The following is a 17,681-nucleotide window of genomic DNA, read 5'->3' on the forward strand; positions in this document are numbered from 1 at the left end:
GAGGACAAAGACTGGTCGCAGCACTTGGGAAGGCTATCGACCGCGAAGCCCCACTCAGGCAGGGGCAGCGCTACTGAAACGGTACAACATTGCTGAAACGCAATGGCTCACGAACGATGACGTCTTCTGTAGGAGCGAGCCCGCTCGCGATGGACGTCAACGATAATGCGCGGCATCAGGCAGCATGCGTCGCCTTTGCGTTTTTCGCGAGCAAGCTCGCTCCTACAAAAACAACCAGCAATACCGGTTCAGTTTGAAAAGGTCGCGCAGTGTAACGGCAAAAACGCCGATTGCTAAGAGCCAATCGGCGCCAATTTATAGCTGTTTTGCGACGTCGATCCCGCGTGAGCGCAAATAGCGCTTCAACGCGGCTAGAGAGTCCGGGCAATAAGGCTTTTGCTCGATTTCCAGCATGACCTGATCGATGGGGATAAAGCGCGCTTCGAGCACCTCTTCCGGTTGCAGGATCAACGGGCCGTCCCACACTGCCGAGAACGCCGAACACCACAGACGATTGCCGGTGTCCTCGAAGAAAAAATGGTCGTGGGCGGTCAGCTCCACGCCACTCACTCCCAGTTCCTCTTCCAGTTCCCTGGCCGCCGATTCGGCGTAGGTTTCACTGGCGAGCACCATGCCCCCCGCCGCCACGTCCCAGTAACCGGGATAGATTGCCTTGCTCAGGGTACGCCGGTGCACGCACAGCTCGCCAGCGGAGTTGAACAACATAATGTAGGTGCCGCGCCCGATCAGCCCGCGCTCGCGCAAATCGGAACGGACCAGGGCGCCGAGCAGGTTGTCCTGCTCGTCGACCCAGGCGATCTGTTCGGCATCGGAAGCCGCACGGTGCGCAGCCTCCCTGGTGTTATCAACCATGACTCAGCCCTGATTGAGCAATTGACGCAAATCGATCACTGCCGCGTTGGCCCGGGAAATGTAGTTGGCCATGACCAGCGAGTGGTTGGCTAATACGCCGAAGCCACTGCCGTTGAGGATCATCGGGCTCCACACCGGCTCCTGCGACGCTTCCAGCTCACGAATGATCTGACGCACGCTGACCGTGGCGTTCTTCTTGGCCAGCACATCGGCGAAGTCGACTTCAATGGCACGTAGCAGGTGCGACAGAGCCCAGGCCTGGCCGCGAGCTTCGTAGAACACATTGTCGATCTGCAGCCATGGGGTTTCGACGATTTCTTCATCAACCTGCGGCGCCACACCAGGTGCCACGACTTCGGTTTTCAATGCTGTATTGAGCTTGACCCGGCCCACACTGGCCGACAGCCGTTGCGACAGCGAGCCCAGGCGGGTGCCGACGTCACCCAGCCAGTTGTTCAGGTTGTCGGCGCGGGCATAGAACAACGCACTCTTCTGGTTCGGATCGGACAGGCGCGCCTGATAGCGGCTCAGGGAATTGATGCCTTCCTGGTACTCGGACTCACTGGATGGCAGCACCCAGCTCTTGTTGTCGAAGTTGAAACGCGGCTCGGCCTTGGCCAGGTCGGCGTCTTCGGCGGACTGCGACTGCGAACGGGCGAAGTCTTTACGCATTGCCCGGCTCAGGTCGCGGACCTGCACCAGCACGCCATATTCCCAGCTCGGCATGTTGTCCATCCACAGGCCTGGCGGGAACCGGTCGTTGGAAATATAGCCGCCCGGCTTGGTCAGCAAGGTGCCGGCGACGGTCTTGAGGGTTTCCACCGTGGTGTAGCCGACGACCATCTGCTTGCCTTCTTTCTCGGCCGCCAGTTGCGCGGTTTGCTGGACCGGGAACAGTGCCGGCTCCTGGCTCCAGTACCAGCCCAGGACACTCGCCACCAACAGGTAGATGCCCAGCAGAGTGGCCAGCGCCCGGCTGAACAACAGACCGCCCAGGTAACTGCGGGTCTCCGACTTCGGTTCAGCGGCACGTTCAGGCGCACTGTCTGTGCGGTTCTTCCAGTCCAGCATGGCGATATCCTTTCAAGCTCTTGAGTTCAACGGTTCGACCGCAACCATACAACAACGTGCCTTGGACCGGCACCCGCCATCGCACCGATGCGCAAAATTACCGGGCTTGCAGATCAAAAGAACGCCTGTGCACCCGACGATGCCGCAGCCATCGAAATCCCCCCTAATGGTTTGGATTGCCACGCCAAGGGAATCCCTGACCCTCGAAAACCCAAAAAACCGAGCCGGTCAGTACTGACAAAAAAATCGTGAATGGCCGGCTGTCAGTCATTCGCTCATTCCCACCCCCGCCCGCCAAGTGCCCTGATTCAAGCACTTCGCCCCCCGCAAGGCGCGACCAGAAAGGCTCGAATGAGACCGTTCAGTCACAAACTGAATGAAGTCACATTGCAGATTATTGACGTACAGCACTCATGTAATGGAAAAGCAGTGCTAGCATAGAGCCACCACTCGACCTCAGTGTTCACCCTAACTAGTAGTCAGGATATGACCGAGCCAGAAGACCCCAGCCGCGAGCGCCTCAAGCACCACTTTGCCCAGCGGGTAATTCATCAGGCTCGTCAGATTCTTGAGATATGGCAGCGCCTGCAACGCAGTGAGTGGTCCACCGCCGACCTTTCGGAACTGAGCGAGGCCAATCTGCGCCTGCTGCGTTTCGCCGAGCGTTTCGAACAACCGGAACACACGCAACTGGCACGCCACATCGGTCAGTCCCTGGAGGCGGTCGATGCCAATCGCGGACGCCTGAGCAGCGGCCTGATCACCGACCTCAATCGCTTGATGCAGCGCCTGTCACGCACCGGCCTGCGCCATGGCGACCAACTCGATCAAACCTTCCTGCCGCCGCTGCGCAAGCCCATCTACCTGATGCTGCAGGATCACGACCGAGCCGAGCGCCTGGCCAAGCAACTGGAGTTCTTCGGCCTCAGCGCCCAGTCCCTGGACAGCGTAGATGCGTTTCGCTCATCGATGGTCGAGCGCCTGCCGGCGGCGATTGTCATGGACGTGGATTTCAGTGGCGCCGGCGTCGGCCTGAAACTGGCCGCCGAAGCCCAGGAAGGCCTCGATCATCAGCTGCCGCTGCTGTTCTTCAGCCTGCACGAAACCGACACCCCTACCCGCCTGGCCGCCGTGCGTGCCGGTGGCCAGGAGTTCCTCACCGGCACCCTCGAAGCGTCGAGCCTGCTGGAGAAGATCGAAGTCCTGACCTGCGTCGCCCAGTACGAGCCTTATAAAGTGCTGATCATCGACGACTCCCGCGCCCAGGCCTTGCACACCGAGCGCCTGCTCAACAGCGCCGGGATCGTCACCCGGACCTTGATCGAGCCGATCCAGGCCATGGCCGAACTGGCGGATTTCCAGCCGGACCTGATCATCCTTGACATGTACATGCCAGCCTGCACCGGTACGGAACTGGCCAAGGTCATTCGCCATAACGACCGCTATGTCAGCGTGCCGATCATTTACCTGTCGGCCGAAGACGACCTGGACAAGCAACTCGACGCCATGAGCGAAGGTGGCGATGACTTCCTGACCAAACCGATCAAGCCCCGGCACCTGATCACCACCGTGCGCAACCGCGCGGCGCGGGCACGCAACCTCAAGGCACGGATGGTCCGCGACAGCCTCACCGGCCTGTACAACCACACGCACATCCTGCAATTGCTCGAAGACTGCTCGTTCCGCGCCCGCCGCGAGAACAAGCCGCTGAGCTTTGCCATGCTCGACATCGACCACTTCAAACGGGTCAACGACAGCCACGGCCACCCCATGGGCGACCGGGTGATCAAGAGCCTGGCGCTGTTTCTCAAGCAACGCCTGCGCAAATCCGACTTCATCGGCCGCTACGGTGGCGAAGAATTCGCCATCGTCATGCCGGACACCGATATCGAAGCGGCCTACAACGTGCTCGATGAAATCCGTCAGCGCTTTGCCGAAATTCACTACCCTGCACAACCCGAGGATCTGTGGTGCACCTTCAGCGCCGGAGTGGTTGAGCTTTGCGAAAGCTCCGACAGCCTGATGATGGCCAGCCAGGCGGACGAAGCGCTGTATCGCGCCAAACACAGCGGACGCAATCGCGTCCAGGCCGCGCGGACGTCAAAGCAAAGTGCCACTTTTTTATCGGAATCGACCGATACGGTCATAACCCTGTAACAGAAACGCAATAACTTCAGGCACTTACCATTTCTGCCGTTGGTAGTCCGTGATGCGCCTGAAGCTGCTGACCAATCTTAATACCCTCCTTCTGGTGGCCGTGTGCGTGGCCCTCGGCGCTACGCTGTGGTGGTCGCAGAAAGCTCTCGAGCGCCCGTATCTATTAATGGAGCGCTACCTGGGCCTGTCGCAGCAGTTTCAGAATGACGTCGCCCGCAGCGTCGAGGATTACCTGGGCAGCGGCGATGCACTGCGCCTGAGCAGCGCCGCCCAAGGCATCGACAGCCTGAAAAAAGAACTCGGCGAATTGCCGCCGGCCCTGGCCGAGACGTTGCGCCCCAGCCTGTCGACCCTTGAAGAATTCAGCAAGACCGACCTGCTGGCCGCCGGCAAACTGGCGGGCGATCCGCAGGCCCTGCTGCTGCAGGCCGAACGCGAACTGGGCGCCAGTCTCGATCAGCTCAGCCAGTACGCCAGTGGCAATGCGGCTTACCTGTCGCCGCTGCTCACCGCATCGCAGCACCTGGGCAAATTGTCCCTGGCCCGGGACAAACTGGTCAGCAGCGGCCGCAGTGAACTGGCTGCCGATGTCGAACGCGAAGTGACCAACATCCGTGCCCAGGCAGAGAAACTCGACGCCCTGCCATTATTGGGCGTGACCGCCAGCAACGGGTCGAACACCGATGATTTCGCCTCGATGATGGGCCTTGAGAACACGGAAAAAACCGTCGCCGAAGATGCCGGCGTCGGCCTCAAGCGCGAGCTCAACAGCCTGCTCACCCGCTACCCGGCCGAACTCTCGCGCACCCGTGATCAAATCCGCAAGCGCGCCGACCTCAGCGCGGCGACCCACCTGAAAATCGCCGACGTGCGACAGGCCATTGCCGGTCTCGAACCGGTGGTGCGCGCCCAGCACGGGCAGATCCAGAGTGAAGTGAGGCTGATACAAGGCGTGATGATCGGCTTGATTCTGTTGATCGCACTGCTGATCGACACCCTGCAGCGCAAACTCGCCCGGACCCTGACCAACCTCGCCCCGGCCCTTTCGACCTGGGCCGAAGGCGACTTCAGCCGCGAAATTCAACTGGGCAACACCAACCGCGAATTGCATGACATTGAGGCTTCGCTCAACCGCTTGCGCGCCTACCTGGTGGACCTGGTCGGGACCATTCGCCGCAATGCCGAACAGGTGGCCGGCAGCAGCCGCACCCTGGCGGACCTGAGCAACGACCTGCATGACGGCGCCGAGCATCAGGCCGGTGACACGGCACTGATCCGCGACTCCCTCAGCGAACTGGAAGCGACCATTCAACAAGTCGCCGGCGACGCCAGCCAGGCCGCCGACGCAAGCCGCCACGCCGGTCTGGCCGTGGAGCACGGACAAAAAGTCATCGGCTTGAGCCTCGCCGGCCTGCATGCGCTGGTGGGTGAAGTGCAAGGCAATGCGCAAATGATCGAGCACCTGGCCGAAGAGTCGGCCACCATCGGTGGCGTGTTGACGGTGATCCGCTCGATTGCCGACCAGACCAACCTGCTGGCCTTGAACGCCGCCATCGAGGCCGCCCGGGCCGGGGAAATGGGCCGAGGTTTTGCGGTGGTGGCCGAAGAGGTGCGCTCACTGGCGCAACGTACAGCCGGGGCCACGGCAGAAATCCAGACGCTGATCGCAGGACTGCAAACCGCCGCGCGGCAATCGGTGGAAGGCATGCGCGCCCAGGTCGAACACGCCGAAGCCACGGCCAACCAGGCCCAGGCCGCTGATGGCGCACTGGATAAAATCGTCGGCGCGATCCAGACCATTTCCGACACGGCGGTCCGCATCGCCGATGTCACTGCCCAGCAAAGCGGCGCTGTCAGCGAGATCCGCGACCACAGTGAGCGAATTCACCAGTTGGGCGGGGATAACTTGCTGCGCATTGGCGAAGGCCGTGAGCAGGGGGAAAATTTGCTGGTGTTGGGCGGGCGACTGCATACAGCCGTTCAAGCCTTCCGCGTCTGACAGACCGCCTTCGCGAGCAAGCCCGCTCCCACATTTGATTTGTGCACGACGCAAATCCCCTGTGGGAGCGGGCTTGCTCGCGAAGGCGCCAGATCAATCACCACAGATTCCCAGCCTGCACACCCCGCCGCTGTCCGCTATCATCCCCCCAATTCCGATACGCGAGATCGTCATGCGCCGCCTGCTCTGCCTACTGTTTTTAGTGTTAGCCCTGCCGGCCAGCGCCACCGGCCTGTTGGAAAATCGTCCCAATTCGACCCTGGGCTCGATCAACAACAGCGCCGACTTCCTGCCGGTGCGCGAAGCGTTCCAGCTGAGCCTGGTAGAAAGCACACCGCATTCGATCAAGCTGCGCTTCGTCGCCACCGAAGGTTATTACCTCTACCGTCACCGCTTTCAATTTCGCGCCGATCCGGCCGATGTCGTCCTGGGCGCGGCGAAACTGCCCGACGGTCAGAAAAAACACGATGAATACTTCGGCGATGTCGAGGTCTACCACGGCATTCTCGACGTCGAGTTGCCACGCACCGACCAACGCGCCTTCACCCTGGCCGTGACCTATCAGGGGTGCGCCGACAAGGGCCTGTGCTATCCGCCGGAAACCGAGCGCCTGAGCATCGACGGCAGCGGCGCTCCGGCGACGGTTTATCCATGGAGCTGGCGCGAACTGGCGTTGTTTTTCCTCGCCGGCCTGGGCCTGACGTTCACGCCCTGCGTGCTGCCCATGCTGCCGATCCTTTCCGGCGTGGTGCTGCGCGGTCAGGTCGGTGGCTGGCGCGGTTTCAATCTGTCACTGGCCTATGTGCTGCCGATGGCCGCCTGCTTTGCCCTGCTTGGTGCACTGATGGGCCTGTTCGGTGCCCAGCTCAATCTACAGGCGCGACTGCAGTCGGCCTGGGTGTTGGTGCCGTTCGCGATGTTTTTCGCCGTGTTTGCCCTGGCGATGTTCGGCGTCTTCGAACTCAAGTTGCCGCACGCCATCAGCAGTCGCCTGGACCGTATCGCCGGCCGCACCAAAGGCGGGTCACTGTTGGGCGCCGCGGTGTTGGGCGTGGTTTCCAGCTTGCTGGTTTCACCCTGCGTTTCGGCGCCATTGGCCGGGGCGCTGCTGTACATCAGCGCCAGTGGCGATGCGCTGGGCGGCGGCTTGAAGCTGTTCATGCTCGGCCTCGGCATGGGCGCACCGCTGTTGCTGGTGGCCACCGGTGGCGCAGCCTGGCTGCCGAAGAGCGGTCCGTGGCTGGTCTACGTGAAAAATGCGATTGGTGTGTTATTGCTCGGATTGGCCGTCGCGCTGCTCAGCCGCGTCTTGCCGGGCCAGGTCACTTTGCTGCTGATCGGCTTGCTGGCCGGCGGCGTCGGCTTGTTCATGGGGGCGCTGGAGTTCGTCTATAAACCACCGCGCAAACGCCTGGGCCAATTGCTCGGCATGTTCCTGCTGTTTTATGCACTGGCCTGCTGGTACGGCGCCTTCAGCGGCCAGACCGACCCGTTCAACCCGATTGGCCAGCCCCGCATCGTTGCCAACAGCGGCCCCGGGCAAAACACCAGCACCTGGCAAACCGTGAGCACACCGGCCGATCTGGACCGCGCACTCGCCGACGCACGCTCATCCGGCACACCGCTGCTGCTCGACTGGTACGCCGACTGGTGCATCAGCTGCAAAGTCATTGAACGCGAAGTGCTGGACGACCCTGTCGTCGTCGAGCGCCTCAAGGGTTACCGGCTGATCCGCTTCGACATCACCGCCAGCAACGCCGAGCAACGCGCCCTGCTCGATCGCTACCAGTTGTTCGGCCCGCCGGCCCTGATGTTTTTCGGCAAGGATGGTGTGGAACGCGCCGATGTGCGGGTGATCGGCGAGATCAACGCCAGGGACTTCGCCGAACGTGTTGCCAGGGCGAATGACCAAATTTAATCAAGCAGTCATATATTTCGCGCAAACATCGGTCATCGTGCTGGCTATTGCAGAGAACTGGACAGTCACAAAGGCTTTGCGGCATAGTCGCCGGGTTCTGACAATTGCTCACAGATAACATAGGAACCGCCGATGGCGACGCTACTCGTTCTGCACGGCCCCAACCTGAACCTGCTCGGCACTCGCGAACCGGGCACCTACGGCGCCACGACGCTGGCGCAGATCAACCAGGACCTGGAACGCCGCGCCCGCGAAGCCGGTCACCATTTGCTGCACCTGCAAAGCAACGCCGAGTACGAATTGATCGACCGCATCCACGCTGCCCGCAGTGAAGGCGTGGACTTCATTCTGATCAACCCAGCAGCTTTTACACATACAAGTGTCGCATTACGTGACGCGCTGCTGGCGGTGAGCATCCCATTCATCGAAGTGCATTTGTCCAACGTGCACAAACGCGAACCTTTCCGCCATCACTCTTACTTCTCCGACGTAGCGGTGGGAGTGATCTGCGGCCTTGGCGCCAGCGGTTATCGACTGGCCCTGGAGGCTGCCCTGGAACAGCTTGAACAACAAGTTAACCGCCCCTGACCGACCCTTGGGAGTTGATGATTCATGGATATCCGTAAAGTTAAGAAACTGATCGAATTGCTGGAAGAGTCCGGCATCGACGAGCTCGAGATCAAGGAAGGCGAAGAGTCCGTACGCATCAGCCGTCATAGCAAGACCCCGGCTCAGCAGTACTACGCGCCGGCTCCAATGCATGCTCCGGCTGCCGCGCCTGTCGCTGCCGCCGCTCCGGTTGCCGCTGCCGCACCTGCTGCCGCCGCCGCGCCAGCACTGAACGGCACCGTTGCCCGTTCGCCGATGGTCGGTACGTTCTATCGCAAGTCTTCGCCAACCTCGCCGTCCTTCGTAGAAGTCGGCCAGACCGTGAAGAAAGGCGACACCCTGTGCATCGTTGAAGCCATGAAGATGATGAACCACATCGAAGCTGAAACCAGCGGTGTGATCGAATCCATCCTCGTCGAAGACGGCCAGCCGGTTGAGTACGACCAACCGCTGTTCACCATCGTTTGAACCGCGGAGAGCCTTTGATGACTGCGAAGTTGGAAAAAGTTCTGATCGCCAACCGCGGTGAGATCGCCCTGCGGATCCTGCGCGCCTGCAAAGAGATGGGCATCAAGACCGTCGCCGTTTACTCCAAGGCTGACAAGGAACTGATGCACCTGGGCCTGGCAGACGAATCCGTCTGCATCGGTCCGGCATCTGCCGCCCACTCCTACCTGCACATTCCGGCAATCATTGCCGCGGCCGAAGTGACTGGCGCCACCGCCATTCACCCGGGCTACGGCTTCCTTGCGGAAAACGCCGACTTCGCCGAGCAGGTCGAGAACTCCGGCTTTGCGTTCATTGGCCCGAAAGCCGAAACCATTCGCCTGATGGGCGACAAGGTATCGGCCAAGCACGCCATGATCGCTGCCGGCGTACCGACTGTTCCGGGCTCTGACGGCCCGCTGCCGGAAGACGAAGAAACCGCTCTGCGCATTGGTCGCGAAGTCGGTTACCCGGTGATCATCAAGGCCGCTGGCGGCGGCGGTGGTCGCGGCATGCGCGTCGTGCACAAGGAAGAAGACCTGATTTCCTCGGCCAAACTGACCCGCTCCGAAGCTGGCGCGGCGTTCGGCAACCCGATGGTCTATCTGGAAAAGTTCCTGACCAACCCACGTCACGTGGAAGTCCAGGTACTTTCCGATGGCCAGGGCCAGGCCATCCATCTGGGCGACCGCGACTGCTCGCTGCAACGTCGTCACCAGAAGGTTCTTGAAGAAGCGCCGGCACCGGGTATCGACGAAAACGCACGTGAGGAAGTACTCGCACGCTGCGTCAAGGCTTGCATCGATATCGGCTACCGTGGCGCAGGCACTTTCGAGTTCCTGTACGAAAACGGCCGCTTCTACTTCATCGAGATGAACACTCGTGTCCAGGTAGAGCACCCGGTTTCGGAAATGGTCACCGGCATCGACATCGTCAAGGAGATGCTCAGCATCGCCGCCGGCAACAAGCTGTCGTTCACCCAGGATGACGTGGTCATCCGCGGTCACGCGCTGGAATGCCGGATCAACGCCGAAGACCCGAAAACCTTCATGCCAAGCCCGGGCACGGTCAAGCATTTCCACGCTCCAGGCGGCAACGGCGTTCGCGTCGACTCGCACCTGTACAGTGGCTATGCCGTTCCGCCGAACTACGACTCGTTGATCGGCAAGCTGATCACCTACGGTGCAACCCGCGACGAAGCCATGGCGCGCATGCGCAATGCGCTGGACGAGATCGTGGTCGACGGGATCAAGACCAACATCCCGCTGCACCGCGACCTGACCCGCGATGAAGGCTTCTGCAAAGGGGGCGTGAACATTCACTACCTCGAGCACAAGCTGGCTGGCGAGAAGCACTAAGCTTCGACCCCATCGACAAAGCCGCCTTCGGGCGGCTTTGTTGTAACTGCGCATTGCAACAACCTTTGTAGCAGCTGGCGAAGCCTGCGTTCGGCTGCGCAGCAGTCGTAAAACCAGAGAGCACAGCTTTCCTGACACACCGCATCAATCTGATTCACGACTGCTGCGCAGCCGAACGCAGGCTTCGCCAGCTGCTACAAGCGGCATCACAGCGAGCCACTCCCACAAAAGCCCCGCGCTCGCGTAAACTTGCGCCCTTCTCGCAGTCCGCCAGGCTGCAATCAATATTTTTCAAAGGTGCCCGCCATGCCTTGGCTGCAAGTCCGTCTCGCCATCAGCCCAGAACAAGCCGAAACCTATGAAGACGCTTTCCTTGAAGTGGGCGCCGTGTCGGTGACCTTCATGGACGCCGAAGATCAGCCGATCTTCGAGCCGGAACTCAACACCACGCCGCTGTGGTCCCACACGCACCTGCTGGCCCTGTTCGAAGGCGGCACCGAGCCAGGCCCGGTATTGGCCCATCTGGAGCTGTTGACCGGTAGTCCGCTGCCCGAGCACCACAGCGAAGTGATCGAAGACCAGGACTGGGAACGCAGCTGGATGGACGGATTCCAGCCAATGCGTTTCGGCCAGCGCCTGTGGATCGTGCCGAGCTGGCACGCCGCGCCGGAACCGGATGCCGTGAATTTGCTGCTGGACCCGGGTCTGGCGTTCGGCACCGGCACCCACCCGACCACCGCACTGTGCCTGGAATGGCTCGACGGCCAGGACCTGAAAGGCTGCAACGTGCTGGACTTCGGCTGCGGCTCGGGGATTCTGGCGATTGCCGCCCTGCTGCTGGGCGCCAAGGAGGCCGTGGGTACCGACATCGACGTGCAGGCGCTGGAAGCGTCCCGCGACAACGCCGGGCGCAATAACATCGCTGATGAATTGTTCCCGCTGTATTTGCCGGAAGATTTGCCGCAGGTCCAGGCCGATGTGCTGGTGGCCAACATTCTCGCCGGCCCGCTGGTTTCCCTGGCGCCGCAGCTGTCGGGCCTGGTCAAGTCGGGCGGGCGCCTGGCGCTGTCGGGCATTCTCGCCGAACAGGGTGACGAAGTCGCTGCCGCCTACGCCAGGGACTTCGATCTGGACCCGATCGCCAATCGCGATGGCTGGGTGCGCATCACTGGCCGTCGGCGCTAGAATGAAAGTCTGCATAATCCGGATCGCCGCATGACCGATAGCTTCGTCACCCAGTGCCCGCATTGCCAAACCAGTTTCCGCGTCAGCCATGCCCAGTTGAGCGTGGCTCGCGGGGTGGTTCGTTGCGGCTCTTGCCTGCAGGTGTTCAATGCCGCCAGGCAGTTGCTTGAGCAGGCCGGCAAGGAAGCACCGGTCGTGGCGCCGATCCCGCCTGTGCAGCCTGAGGAACCCCTTGAGCCAACACCGCCGCGCGCCATCAGCCAAAAGCAATGGAGCGCGACCGAACTGGACCTGGACAGCCTCGACCTCGACGAAGAGCTCGCCCGGCTCGAACAACGGGAAATCCAGCCGACCACCGAGTTTGGCCGCCATCGCGAGGACTCGCTGAGCGCCCGTCGCGACAGCACCGGGCAGGATGACGTGGAACCGTGGTCCGACAGCCTGTTCAGTGAGTCGGCGGCCGACCGTGCGCTACTCGACGAACCGCTCGACAGCCTTGAAACGCCAGAACCGACGGTCGAACCGAGCAAGGCCTCGCGCACCGAACCTTCGCTGTCCCTGGAACCGGTCGATCTCGACGACCAACCGCAACCACCCCATTTGCGATTGCACGACCCTCTCGATGCGCCACTGAACCACGAACGCCTGACGGCCGCCGACGAGAGCGAAATCGACGACAACCTGCCCTCGATAGAACCCCTGCGCAAACGACGCGAACGCAGCGAACCGGGCGTGCGCGCCGAAATGCTGCAAGACCTGACCGACGACCCGTTGCAACTGGACTGGCAAAAACGCCGCTCGCCCTGGGGCCGACGGCTGCTCTGGCTGTTGCTGGTGCTGATTGCCGCTGGCGCCCTCGCCGGCCAGTACATCGCCTACCATTTCGACGAACTGGCGCGCCAGGATCAGTATCGCCCGTGGTTCCAGCAACTGTGCCCGCAAATCGGCTGCACCGTGCCCTCCAAAGTAGACATCGCGAAAATCAAAAGCAGCAACCTGGTGGTGCGCAGCCATCCCGAGTTCAATGGCGCCCTGGTGGTCGATGCGATCATCTATAACCGTGCGCCCTTCTCCCAGCCCTTCCCGTTGCTGGAACTGCGCTTCGCCGACCTCAATGGCCATCTGATCGCCAGTCGTCGCTTCAAGCCGGGCGAGTACCTCAATGGCGATCTAGAAGGCATGGCGGAGATGCCTCCGCAAACGCCGATCCACATCGCCCTGGACATTCTCGACCCAGGTGCCAAGGCCGTGAACTACAGTCTGAGCTTCCACTCTCCGGAGTGAAACGCTTCATTGCTCCCGGATTAACCCCGGCTTTCTGAGTGCTCCAGGCAAACCAAACCACGGGTAATAACAGAATAACTGTTCAGAATTTGTTCAATTCAGCCTTTATCCAGTCATCGAGAGCGGGTATCATGCCAACCCTTTTTCGAACTCTCATGATCCGGCCCCACAACAGGGAAGTCCTATGTCGGCGGTACGCATCGGCCCATACACATTACATAACAGCTTGATTCTCGCCCCCATGGCGGGTGTCACCGACCAGCCCTTTCGTCAGCTGTGCAAGCGCTTGGGCGCGGGACTGGTCGTCTCGGAAATGGTCACCAGCGACATGAGTTTGTGGAACACCCGCAAGTCGCGCATGCGCATGATCCACGAAGGTGATCCCGAGCCACGCTCGGTACAGATCGCCGGTGGGGACGCGCAGATGCTGGCGGACGCCGCCCGTGCCAACGTTGAAATGGGTGCGCAGATCATTGATATCAACATGGGCTGTCCGGCAAAGAAAGTCTGCAACAAGGCTGCCGGTTCCGCACTATTGAAGGACGAACCCCTGGTAACCGAGATCCTGCAGGCCGTCGTGGCTGCGGTCGATGTGCCGGTTACCCTGAAGATCCGGACCGGTTGGGACCGGGACAACAAGAACGGTCTGACGGTGGCGAAGATCGCCGAGCAGGCAGGCATTACGGCGCTGGCGGTGCATGGCCGCACCCGTGCCGACCTGTACACAGGTGAAGCCGAGTACGACACCATTGCCGCGATCAAGCAGGCGGTGTCGATCCCGGTCTTCGCCAATGGCGATATCGATTCGCCGGAAAAAGCCCGGTACGTGCTCGACGCGACCGGTGCCGATGGCCTGTTGATTGGCCGGGCTGCCCAGGGGCGGCCATGGATTTTTCGCGAGATCGACCATTTCCTGCGTACCGGCGAGAAACTTCCGGCGCTGGAACTGATCGAGGTGGAACGCATTCTGCTAGAGCATCTGGCTGCCCTGCACGCCTTCTATGGTGATGTCATGGGTGTGCGCATTGCTCGAAAGCATGTGGGCTGGTATCTCGCAACCCTGCCGGGCGCCAGGGAGTTTCGCGCCCACTTCAATCGTTTGGATGGTACGGATACACAATGCGCCAACGTTCGGGCGTTTTTCGCCGAGCGTTACAAGAGCCTGACAGGGGACGGAGAGTGGGTGGCCGCATGACGATGATGACCGAGACTTTAGTGAGTGGAACAACACCCGTGAGCGACAACGTGAATTTGAAACAGCACCTCAATACGCCAAGCGAAGAAGGCCAGACCCTTCGCGGGAGTGTCGAGAAGGCGCTGCACAATTATTTCGCCCACCTTGAGGGCGCTGCCGTCACGGATGTGTACAACCTGGTGCTCTCCGAAGTCGAGGCTCCCCTGCTCGAGTGCGTGATGAACTACGTCAAGGGCAACCAGACCAAGGCCAGCGAGATGCTCGGGCTTAACCGGGGCACGCTGCGCAAGAAACTCAAGCAGTACGATTTGTTGTAAGCATTCAATCAAACCAGAAAGGCGCCCGCGTAAAACCGGTCGCCTTTTTTGCTGACTTCCTTTGCTTTTGATGGAAATTGAGATGACCGACCAGACTACCCGCCTGCCGATCCGCCGCGCCTTGATCAGCGTTTCCGACAAGACCGGGATCCTCGAATTCGCCAGGGAGCTTGAAGCCCTGGGCGTCGAGATCCTCTCCACCGGCGGGACGTTCAAGCTGCTGCAGGACAACGGCGTTGCCGCAGTGGAAGTCGCGGATTACACAGGTTTTGCCGAAATGATGGACGGCCGGGTGAAGACCCTGCACCCGAAAATCCACGGCGGGATCCTCGGTCGTCGCGGTATCGACGACGCCATCATGAACGAGCACGGCATCAAGCCGATCGACCTGGTAGCAGTCAACCTGTACCCGTTCGAAGCCACCATCAACAAGCCAGGCTGCGACCTGCCGACCGCCATCGAGAACATCGACATCGGCGGCCCGACCATGGTTCGTTCGGCAGCGAAAAACCATAAAGACGTAGCGATCGTGGTGAACGCCAGCGATTACGCCAACGTACTGGAAAACCTGAAAGTCGGTGGCCTGACCTACGCCCAGCGTTTCGACCTGATGCTCAAGGCCTTCGAGCACACCGCCGCCTACGACGGCATGATCGCCAACTACATGGGCACCGTGAACCAGGCTGCCGATACCCTCAGCACAGAAGGTCGCAGCGAGTTCCCGCGCACTTTCAACAGCCAGTTCATCAAGGCCCAGGAAATGCGCTACGGCGAGAACCCGCACCAGAGCGCGGCGTTCTATGTTGAAGCCAAGCCTGCCGAAGTCGGCATCGCCACCGCGACCCAGCTGCAAGGCAAGGAACTGTCGTACAACAACGTGGCCGACACCGATGCCGCGCTGGAATGCGTGAAGAGCTTCGTCAAGCCGGCTTGCGTGATCGTCAAGCACGCCAACCCGTGCGGCGTGGCTGTCAGCCCTGATGCCGAAGGCGGCATCCGCAAGGCCTACGACCTGGCCTACGCCACCGACACCGAATCCGCATTCGGCGGCATCATCGCCTTCAACCGCGAACTGGATGCCGAAACCGCCAAGGCCATCGTCGAGCGTCAGTTCGTCGAAGTGATCATTGCCCCAAGCGTCAGCGAAGAGGCCCGCGCCATCGTCGCTGCCAAAGCCAACGTGCGCCTGCTGGCCTGCGGCGAGTGGTCGGCTGACCGCGCTGCTGCCTGGGACTACAAGCGCGTCAACGGTGGCCTGCTGGTACAGAGCCGCGACATCGGCATGATCGGCGCCGACGACCTGAAAGTGGTCACCAAGCGCGCACCGAGCGAGCAGGAAATCCATGACCTGATCTTCGCCTGGAAAGTTGCCAAGTACGTGAAGTCCAACGCCATCGTCTACGCCAAGAATCGCCAGACCATCGGTGTCGGCGCCGGCCAGATGAGCCGCGTGAACTCGGCGCGAATTGCTGCAATCAAGGCAGAACATGCCGGCTTGCAGGTTCAGGGTGCGGTCATGGCCTCCGACGCATTCTTCCCGTTCCGCGACGGCATCGACAACGCGGCCAAGGCCGGTATCACGGCGGTTATCCAGCCGGGCGGTTCGATGCGTGACAACGAAGTGATTGCGGCTGCCGACGAAGCCGGTATCGCCATGGTGTTCACCGGCATGCGCCACTTCCGTCACTGATACACCGATCAACTGTGGGAGCGGGCTTGCTCGCGAAGACGGCGGCACATTCAATATTGATGTGACTGAAACACCGCTTTCGCGAGCAAACCCGCTCCCACATAAGAGCATCCCAGCGGTGCTATCAAGAATTAGCGTCATCCGAGGTTTTTGAAATGAATGTTTTGATCATTGGCAGCGGTGGCCGTGAACACGCCCTGGCCTGGAAAGTGGCTCAGGATCCGCGCGTACAGAAGGTTTTCGTGGCTCCGGGCAACGCCGGTACGGCCATCGAAGCCAAGTGCGAGAACGTCGCCATCGACGTACTGGCGCTTGAGCAACTGGCAGACTTTGCCGAGAAAAACGTTTCCCTGACCATCGTTGGCCCAGAAGTGCCACTGGTTGCCGGTGTCGTTGACCTGTTCCGCTCCCGTGGCCTGGACTGCTTCGGTCCGACCGCTGGCGCCGCCCAACTGGAAGGTTCGAAAGCCTTCACCAAGGACTTCCTGGCGCGCCACAAGATCCCGACTGCCGACTACCAGAACTTCACCGAAATCGAGCCGGCCCTGGCTTACCTGCGTGAAAAAGGCGCTCCGATCGTGATCAAGGCCGACGGCCTGGCCGCCGGTAAAGGCGTGATCGTCGCCATGACCCTGGCCGAAGCCGAAGACGCCGTGCGCGACATGCTGGCGGGCAATGCCTTTGGCGATGCGGGTTCGCGCGTGGTCATCGAAGAGTTCCTGGACGGCGAAGAAGCCAGCTTCATCGTCATGGTCGACGGCAAGAACGTGCTGCCGATGGCCACCAGCCAGGATCACAAACGCGTCGGCGACGGCGACACCGGTCCGAACACCGGCGGCATGGGTGCTTACTCCCCGGCGCCAGTGGTCACCGCCGAAGTGCACAAGCGCGTGATGGACCTGGTGATCTGGCCGACCGTGCGCGGCATGGCCGAGGAAGGCAACGTCTACACTGGTTTCCTGTATGCCGGCCTGATGATCGACAAGGCTGGTAATCCAAAAGTCATCGAATTCAACTGCCGCTTCGGCGACCCTGAGACCCAACCGGTGATGCTGCGCCTGCAGTCGAGCCTGGTGCTGCTGGTCGAGGCCGCCCTGGCCCAGGCGCTGGACAAAGTAGAAGCACAATGGGATCCACGTCCGAGCGTCGGAATCGTCCTGGCCGCTGGCGGCTATCCTGGTGACTACGCCAAAGGCGTGGTCATCAAGGGGCTGGATGCAGCCGCCGCGCTGGAAGGCAAGGTTTTCCACGCCGGCACCGCGCTCAAGGATGGTCAAGTGGTGACGGCCGGTGGTCGGGTGTTGTGCGCCACCGCCATGGGTGCCAGCGTCGATGCTGCGCAGCAGCAGGCCTACAGGCTGGCGGCTACGATTGACTGGGAAGGCTGTTTCTATCGCAAGGACATTGGCTATCGCGCCATTGCCCGCGAGCGCGGCGAGAGTCAGGAATAAGGTAAACACCGCGCCAGGCAATGAACACCGTTTATTGCCTGGCTATTCCGGCGCCGCGCATCGTTATATTCTGGCATCAACCTAACGA

At 61.2% G+C, this 17,681-nt stretch carries 14 protein-coding genes; 12 read left to right on the forward strand and 2 right to left on the reverse strand.

What is annotated here, in order from left to right:
- Nucleotides 1-315 precede the first annotated feature (315 nt).
- Both PMI34_RS01350 and PMI34_RS01345 read right to left on the reverse strand, forming a co-directional pair.
- On the reverse strand, nt 316-873 hold the full coding sequence (locus PMI34_RS01350) for an NUDIX hydrolase (protein ID WP_008053937.1): 558 nt from the start codon (nt 871-873) through the stop codon (nt 316-318).
- A 3-nt stretch (nt 874-876) separates the two neighbouring features.
- Nucleotides 877-1,944 carry a DUF2333 family protein gene (locus PMI34_RS01345; protein ID WP_008053939.1) on the reverse strand — a complete coding sequence of 356 codons (1,068 nt, stop codon included), beginning with the start codon at nt 1,942-1,944 and terminating at the stop codon, nt 877-879.
- A gap of 486 nt (nt 1,945-2,430) precedes the next feature.
- Between PMI34_RS01345 and gcbA the strand changes: the two genes are divergently transcribed.
- The 12 genes from gcbA to purD all read left to right on the forward strand — a co-directional run bounded on the left by gcbA (nt 2,431) and on the right by purD (nt 17,593).
- On the forward strand, nt 2,431-4,101 hold the full coding sequence (gcbA, locus tag PMI34_RS01340) for a diguanylate cyclase GcbA (RefSeq protein WP_008053941.1): 1,671 nt from the start codon (nt 2,431-2,433) through the stop codon (nt 4,099-4,101).
- 955 nt (nt 4,102-5,056) lie between these two features.
- Nucleotides 5,057-6,100 carry a methyl-accepting chemotaxis protein gene (locus PMI34_RS29820; protein WP_443216138.1) on the forward strand — a complete coding sequence of 348 codons (1,044 nt, stop codon included), beginning with the start codon at nt 5,057-5,059 and terminating at the stop codon, nt 6,098-6,100.
- 172 nt (nt 6,101-6,272) lie between these two features.
- Nucleotides 6,273-8,018, forward strand: coding sequence for a protein-disulfide reductase DsbD (locus tag PMI34_RS01330; protein ID WP_008053945.1), 1,746 nt, complete (start codon nt 6,273-6,275; stop codon nt 8,016-8,018).
- A 132-nt stretch (nt 8,019-8,150) separates the two neighbouring features.
- On the forward strand, nt 8,151-8,606 hold the full coding sequence (gene aroQ, locus PMI34_RS01325; RefSeq protein ID WP_007971361.1) for a type II 3-dehydroquinate dehydratase: 456 nt from the start codon (nt 8,151-8,153) through the stop codon (nt 8,604-8,606).
- Between the two features lie 24 nt (nt 8,607-8,630).
- The gene (gene accB / locus PMI34_RS01320) at nt 8,631-9,095 is read left to right on the forward strand and encodes an acetyl-CoA carboxylase biotin carboxyl carrier protein (RefSeq protein WP_008053948.1); all 465 of its coding nucleotides are present in this window, start codon (nt 8,631-8,633) and stop codon (nt 9,093-9,095) included.
- 17 nt (nt 9,096-9,112) lie between these two features.
- A complete protein-coding gene (gene accC, locus PMI34_RS01315; protein WP_008053950.1) occupies nt 9,113-10,471 on the forward strand; it encodes an acetyl-CoA carboxylase biotin carboxylase subunit in 1,359 nt (452 codons plus the stop codon).
- A gap of 306 nt (nt 10,472-10,777) precedes the next feature.
- The gene (gene prmA / locus PMI34_RS01310) at nt 10,778-11,656 is read left to right on the forward strand and encodes a 50S ribosomal protein L11 methyltransferase (RefSeq protein WP_008053952.1); all 879 of its coding nucleotides are present in this window, start codon (nt 10,778-10,780) and stop codon (nt 11,654-11,656) included.
- Nucleotides 11,657-11,686: 30 nt separating this feature from the next.
- Nucleotides 11,687-12,940, forward strand: a complete 1,254-nt coding sequence (locus tag PMI34_RS01305; RefSeq protein WP_008053954.1) for a DUF3426 domain-containing protein — start codon at nt 11,687-11,689, stop codon at nt 12,938-12,940.
- Nucleotides 12,941-13,124: 184 nt separating this feature from the next.
- The gene (gene dusB / locus PMI34_RS01300) at nt 13,125-14,135 is read left to right on the forward strand and encodes a tRNA dihydrouridine synthase DusB (protein WP_008016791.1); all 1,011 of its coding nucleotides are present in this window, start codon (nt 13,125-13,127) and stop codon (nt 14,133-14,135) included.
- Nucleotides 14,132-14,452, forward strand: a complete 321-nt coding sequence (gene fis / locus PMI34_RS01295) for a DNA-binding transcriptional regulator Fis (protein WP_015093301.1) — start codon at nt 14,132-14,134, stop codon at nt 14,450-14,452. The genes dusB and fis overlap by 4 nt, the downstream gene beginning before the upstream one ends.
- An 82-nt stretch (nt 14,453-14,534) precedes the next feature.
- Nucleotides 14,535-16,142 carry a bifunctional phosphoribosylaminoimidazolecarboxamide formyltransferase/IMP cyclohydrolase gene (purH, locus tag PMI34_RS01290; RefSeq protein WP_008053956.1) on the forward strand — a complete coding sequence of 536 codons (1,608 nt, stop codon included), beginning with the start codon at nt 14,535-14,537 and terminating at the stop codon, nt 16,140-16,142.
- 155 nt (nt 16,143-16,297) lie between these two features.
- On the forward strand, nt 16,298-17,593 hold the full coding sequence (gene purD, locus PMI34_RS01285; protein ID WP_008053958.1) for a phosphoribosylamine--glycine ligase: 1,296 nt from the start codon (nt 16,298-16,300) through the stop codon (nt 17,591-17,593).
- Nucleotides 17,594-17,681 lie beyond the last annotated feature (88 nt).

This window comes from Pseudomonas sp. GM74, from assembly GCF_000282455.1.
GTDB lineage: Bacteria > Pseudomonadota > Gammaproteobacteria > Pseudomonadales > Pseudomonadaceae > Aquipseudomonas.

What these genes read in the sequence shown, in the direction of transcription:
- prmA (WP_008053952.1), top strand. Translation starts at nt 10,778, where the DNA reads ATGCCTTGGCTGCAAGTCCGTCTCGCCATCAGCCCAGAACAAGCCGAA.
- fis (WP_015093301.1), top strand. Translation starts at nt 14,132, where the DNA reads ATGACGATGATGACCGAGACTTTAGTGAGTGGAACAACACCCGTGAGC.
- purH (WP_008053956.1), top strand. Translation starts at nt 14,535, where the DNA reads ATGACCGACCAGACTACCCGCCTGCCGATCCGCCGCGCCTTGATCAGC.
- PMI34_RS01305 (WP_008053954.1), top strand. Translation starts at nt 11,687, where the DNA reads ATGACCGATAGCTTCGTCACCCAGTGCCCGCATTGCCAAACCAGTTTC.
- aroQ (WP_007971361.1), top strand. Translation starts at nt 8,151, where the DNA reads ATGGCGACGCTACTCGTTCTGCACGGCCCCAACCTGAACCTGCTCGGC.
- PMI34_RS29820 (WP_443216138.1), top strand. Translation starts at nt 5,057, where the DNA reads ATGATCGGCTTGATTCTGTTGATCGCACTGCTGATCGACACCCTGCAG.
- PMI34_RS01350 (WP_008053937.1), bottom strand. Translation starts at nt 873, where the DNA reads ATGGTTGATAACACCAGGGAGGCTGCGCACCGTGCGGCTTCCGATGCC.
- PMI34_RS01330 (WP_008053945.1), top strand. Translation starts at nt 6,273, where the DNA reads ATGCGCCGCCTGCTCTGCCTACTGTTTTTAGTGTTAGCCCTGCCGGCC.
- PMI34_RS01345 (WP_008053939.1), bottom strand. Translation starts at nt 1,944, where the DNA reads ATGCTGGACTGGAAGAACCGCACAGACAGTGCGCCTGAACGTGCCGCT.
- gcbA (WP_008053941.1), top strand. Translation starts at nt 2,431, where the DNA reads ATGACCGAGCCAGAAGACCCCAGCCGCGAGCGCCTCAAGCACCACTTT.
- dusB (WP_008016791.1), top strand. Translation starts at nt 13,125, where the DNA reads ATGTCGGCGGTACGCATCGGCCCATACACATTACATAACAGCTTGATT.
- purD (WP_008053958.1), top strand. Translation starts at nt 16,298, where the DNA reads ATGAATGTTTTGATCATTGGCAGCGGTGGCCGTGAACACGCCCTGGCC.
- accC (WP_008053950.1), top strand. Translation starts at nt 9,113, where the DNA reads ATGACTGCGAAGTTGGAAAAAGTTCTGATCGCCAACCGCGGTGAGATC.
- accB (WP_008053948.1), top strand. Translation starts at nt 8,631, where the DNA reads ATGGATATCCGTAAAGTTAAGAAACTGATCGAATTGCTGGAAGAGTCC.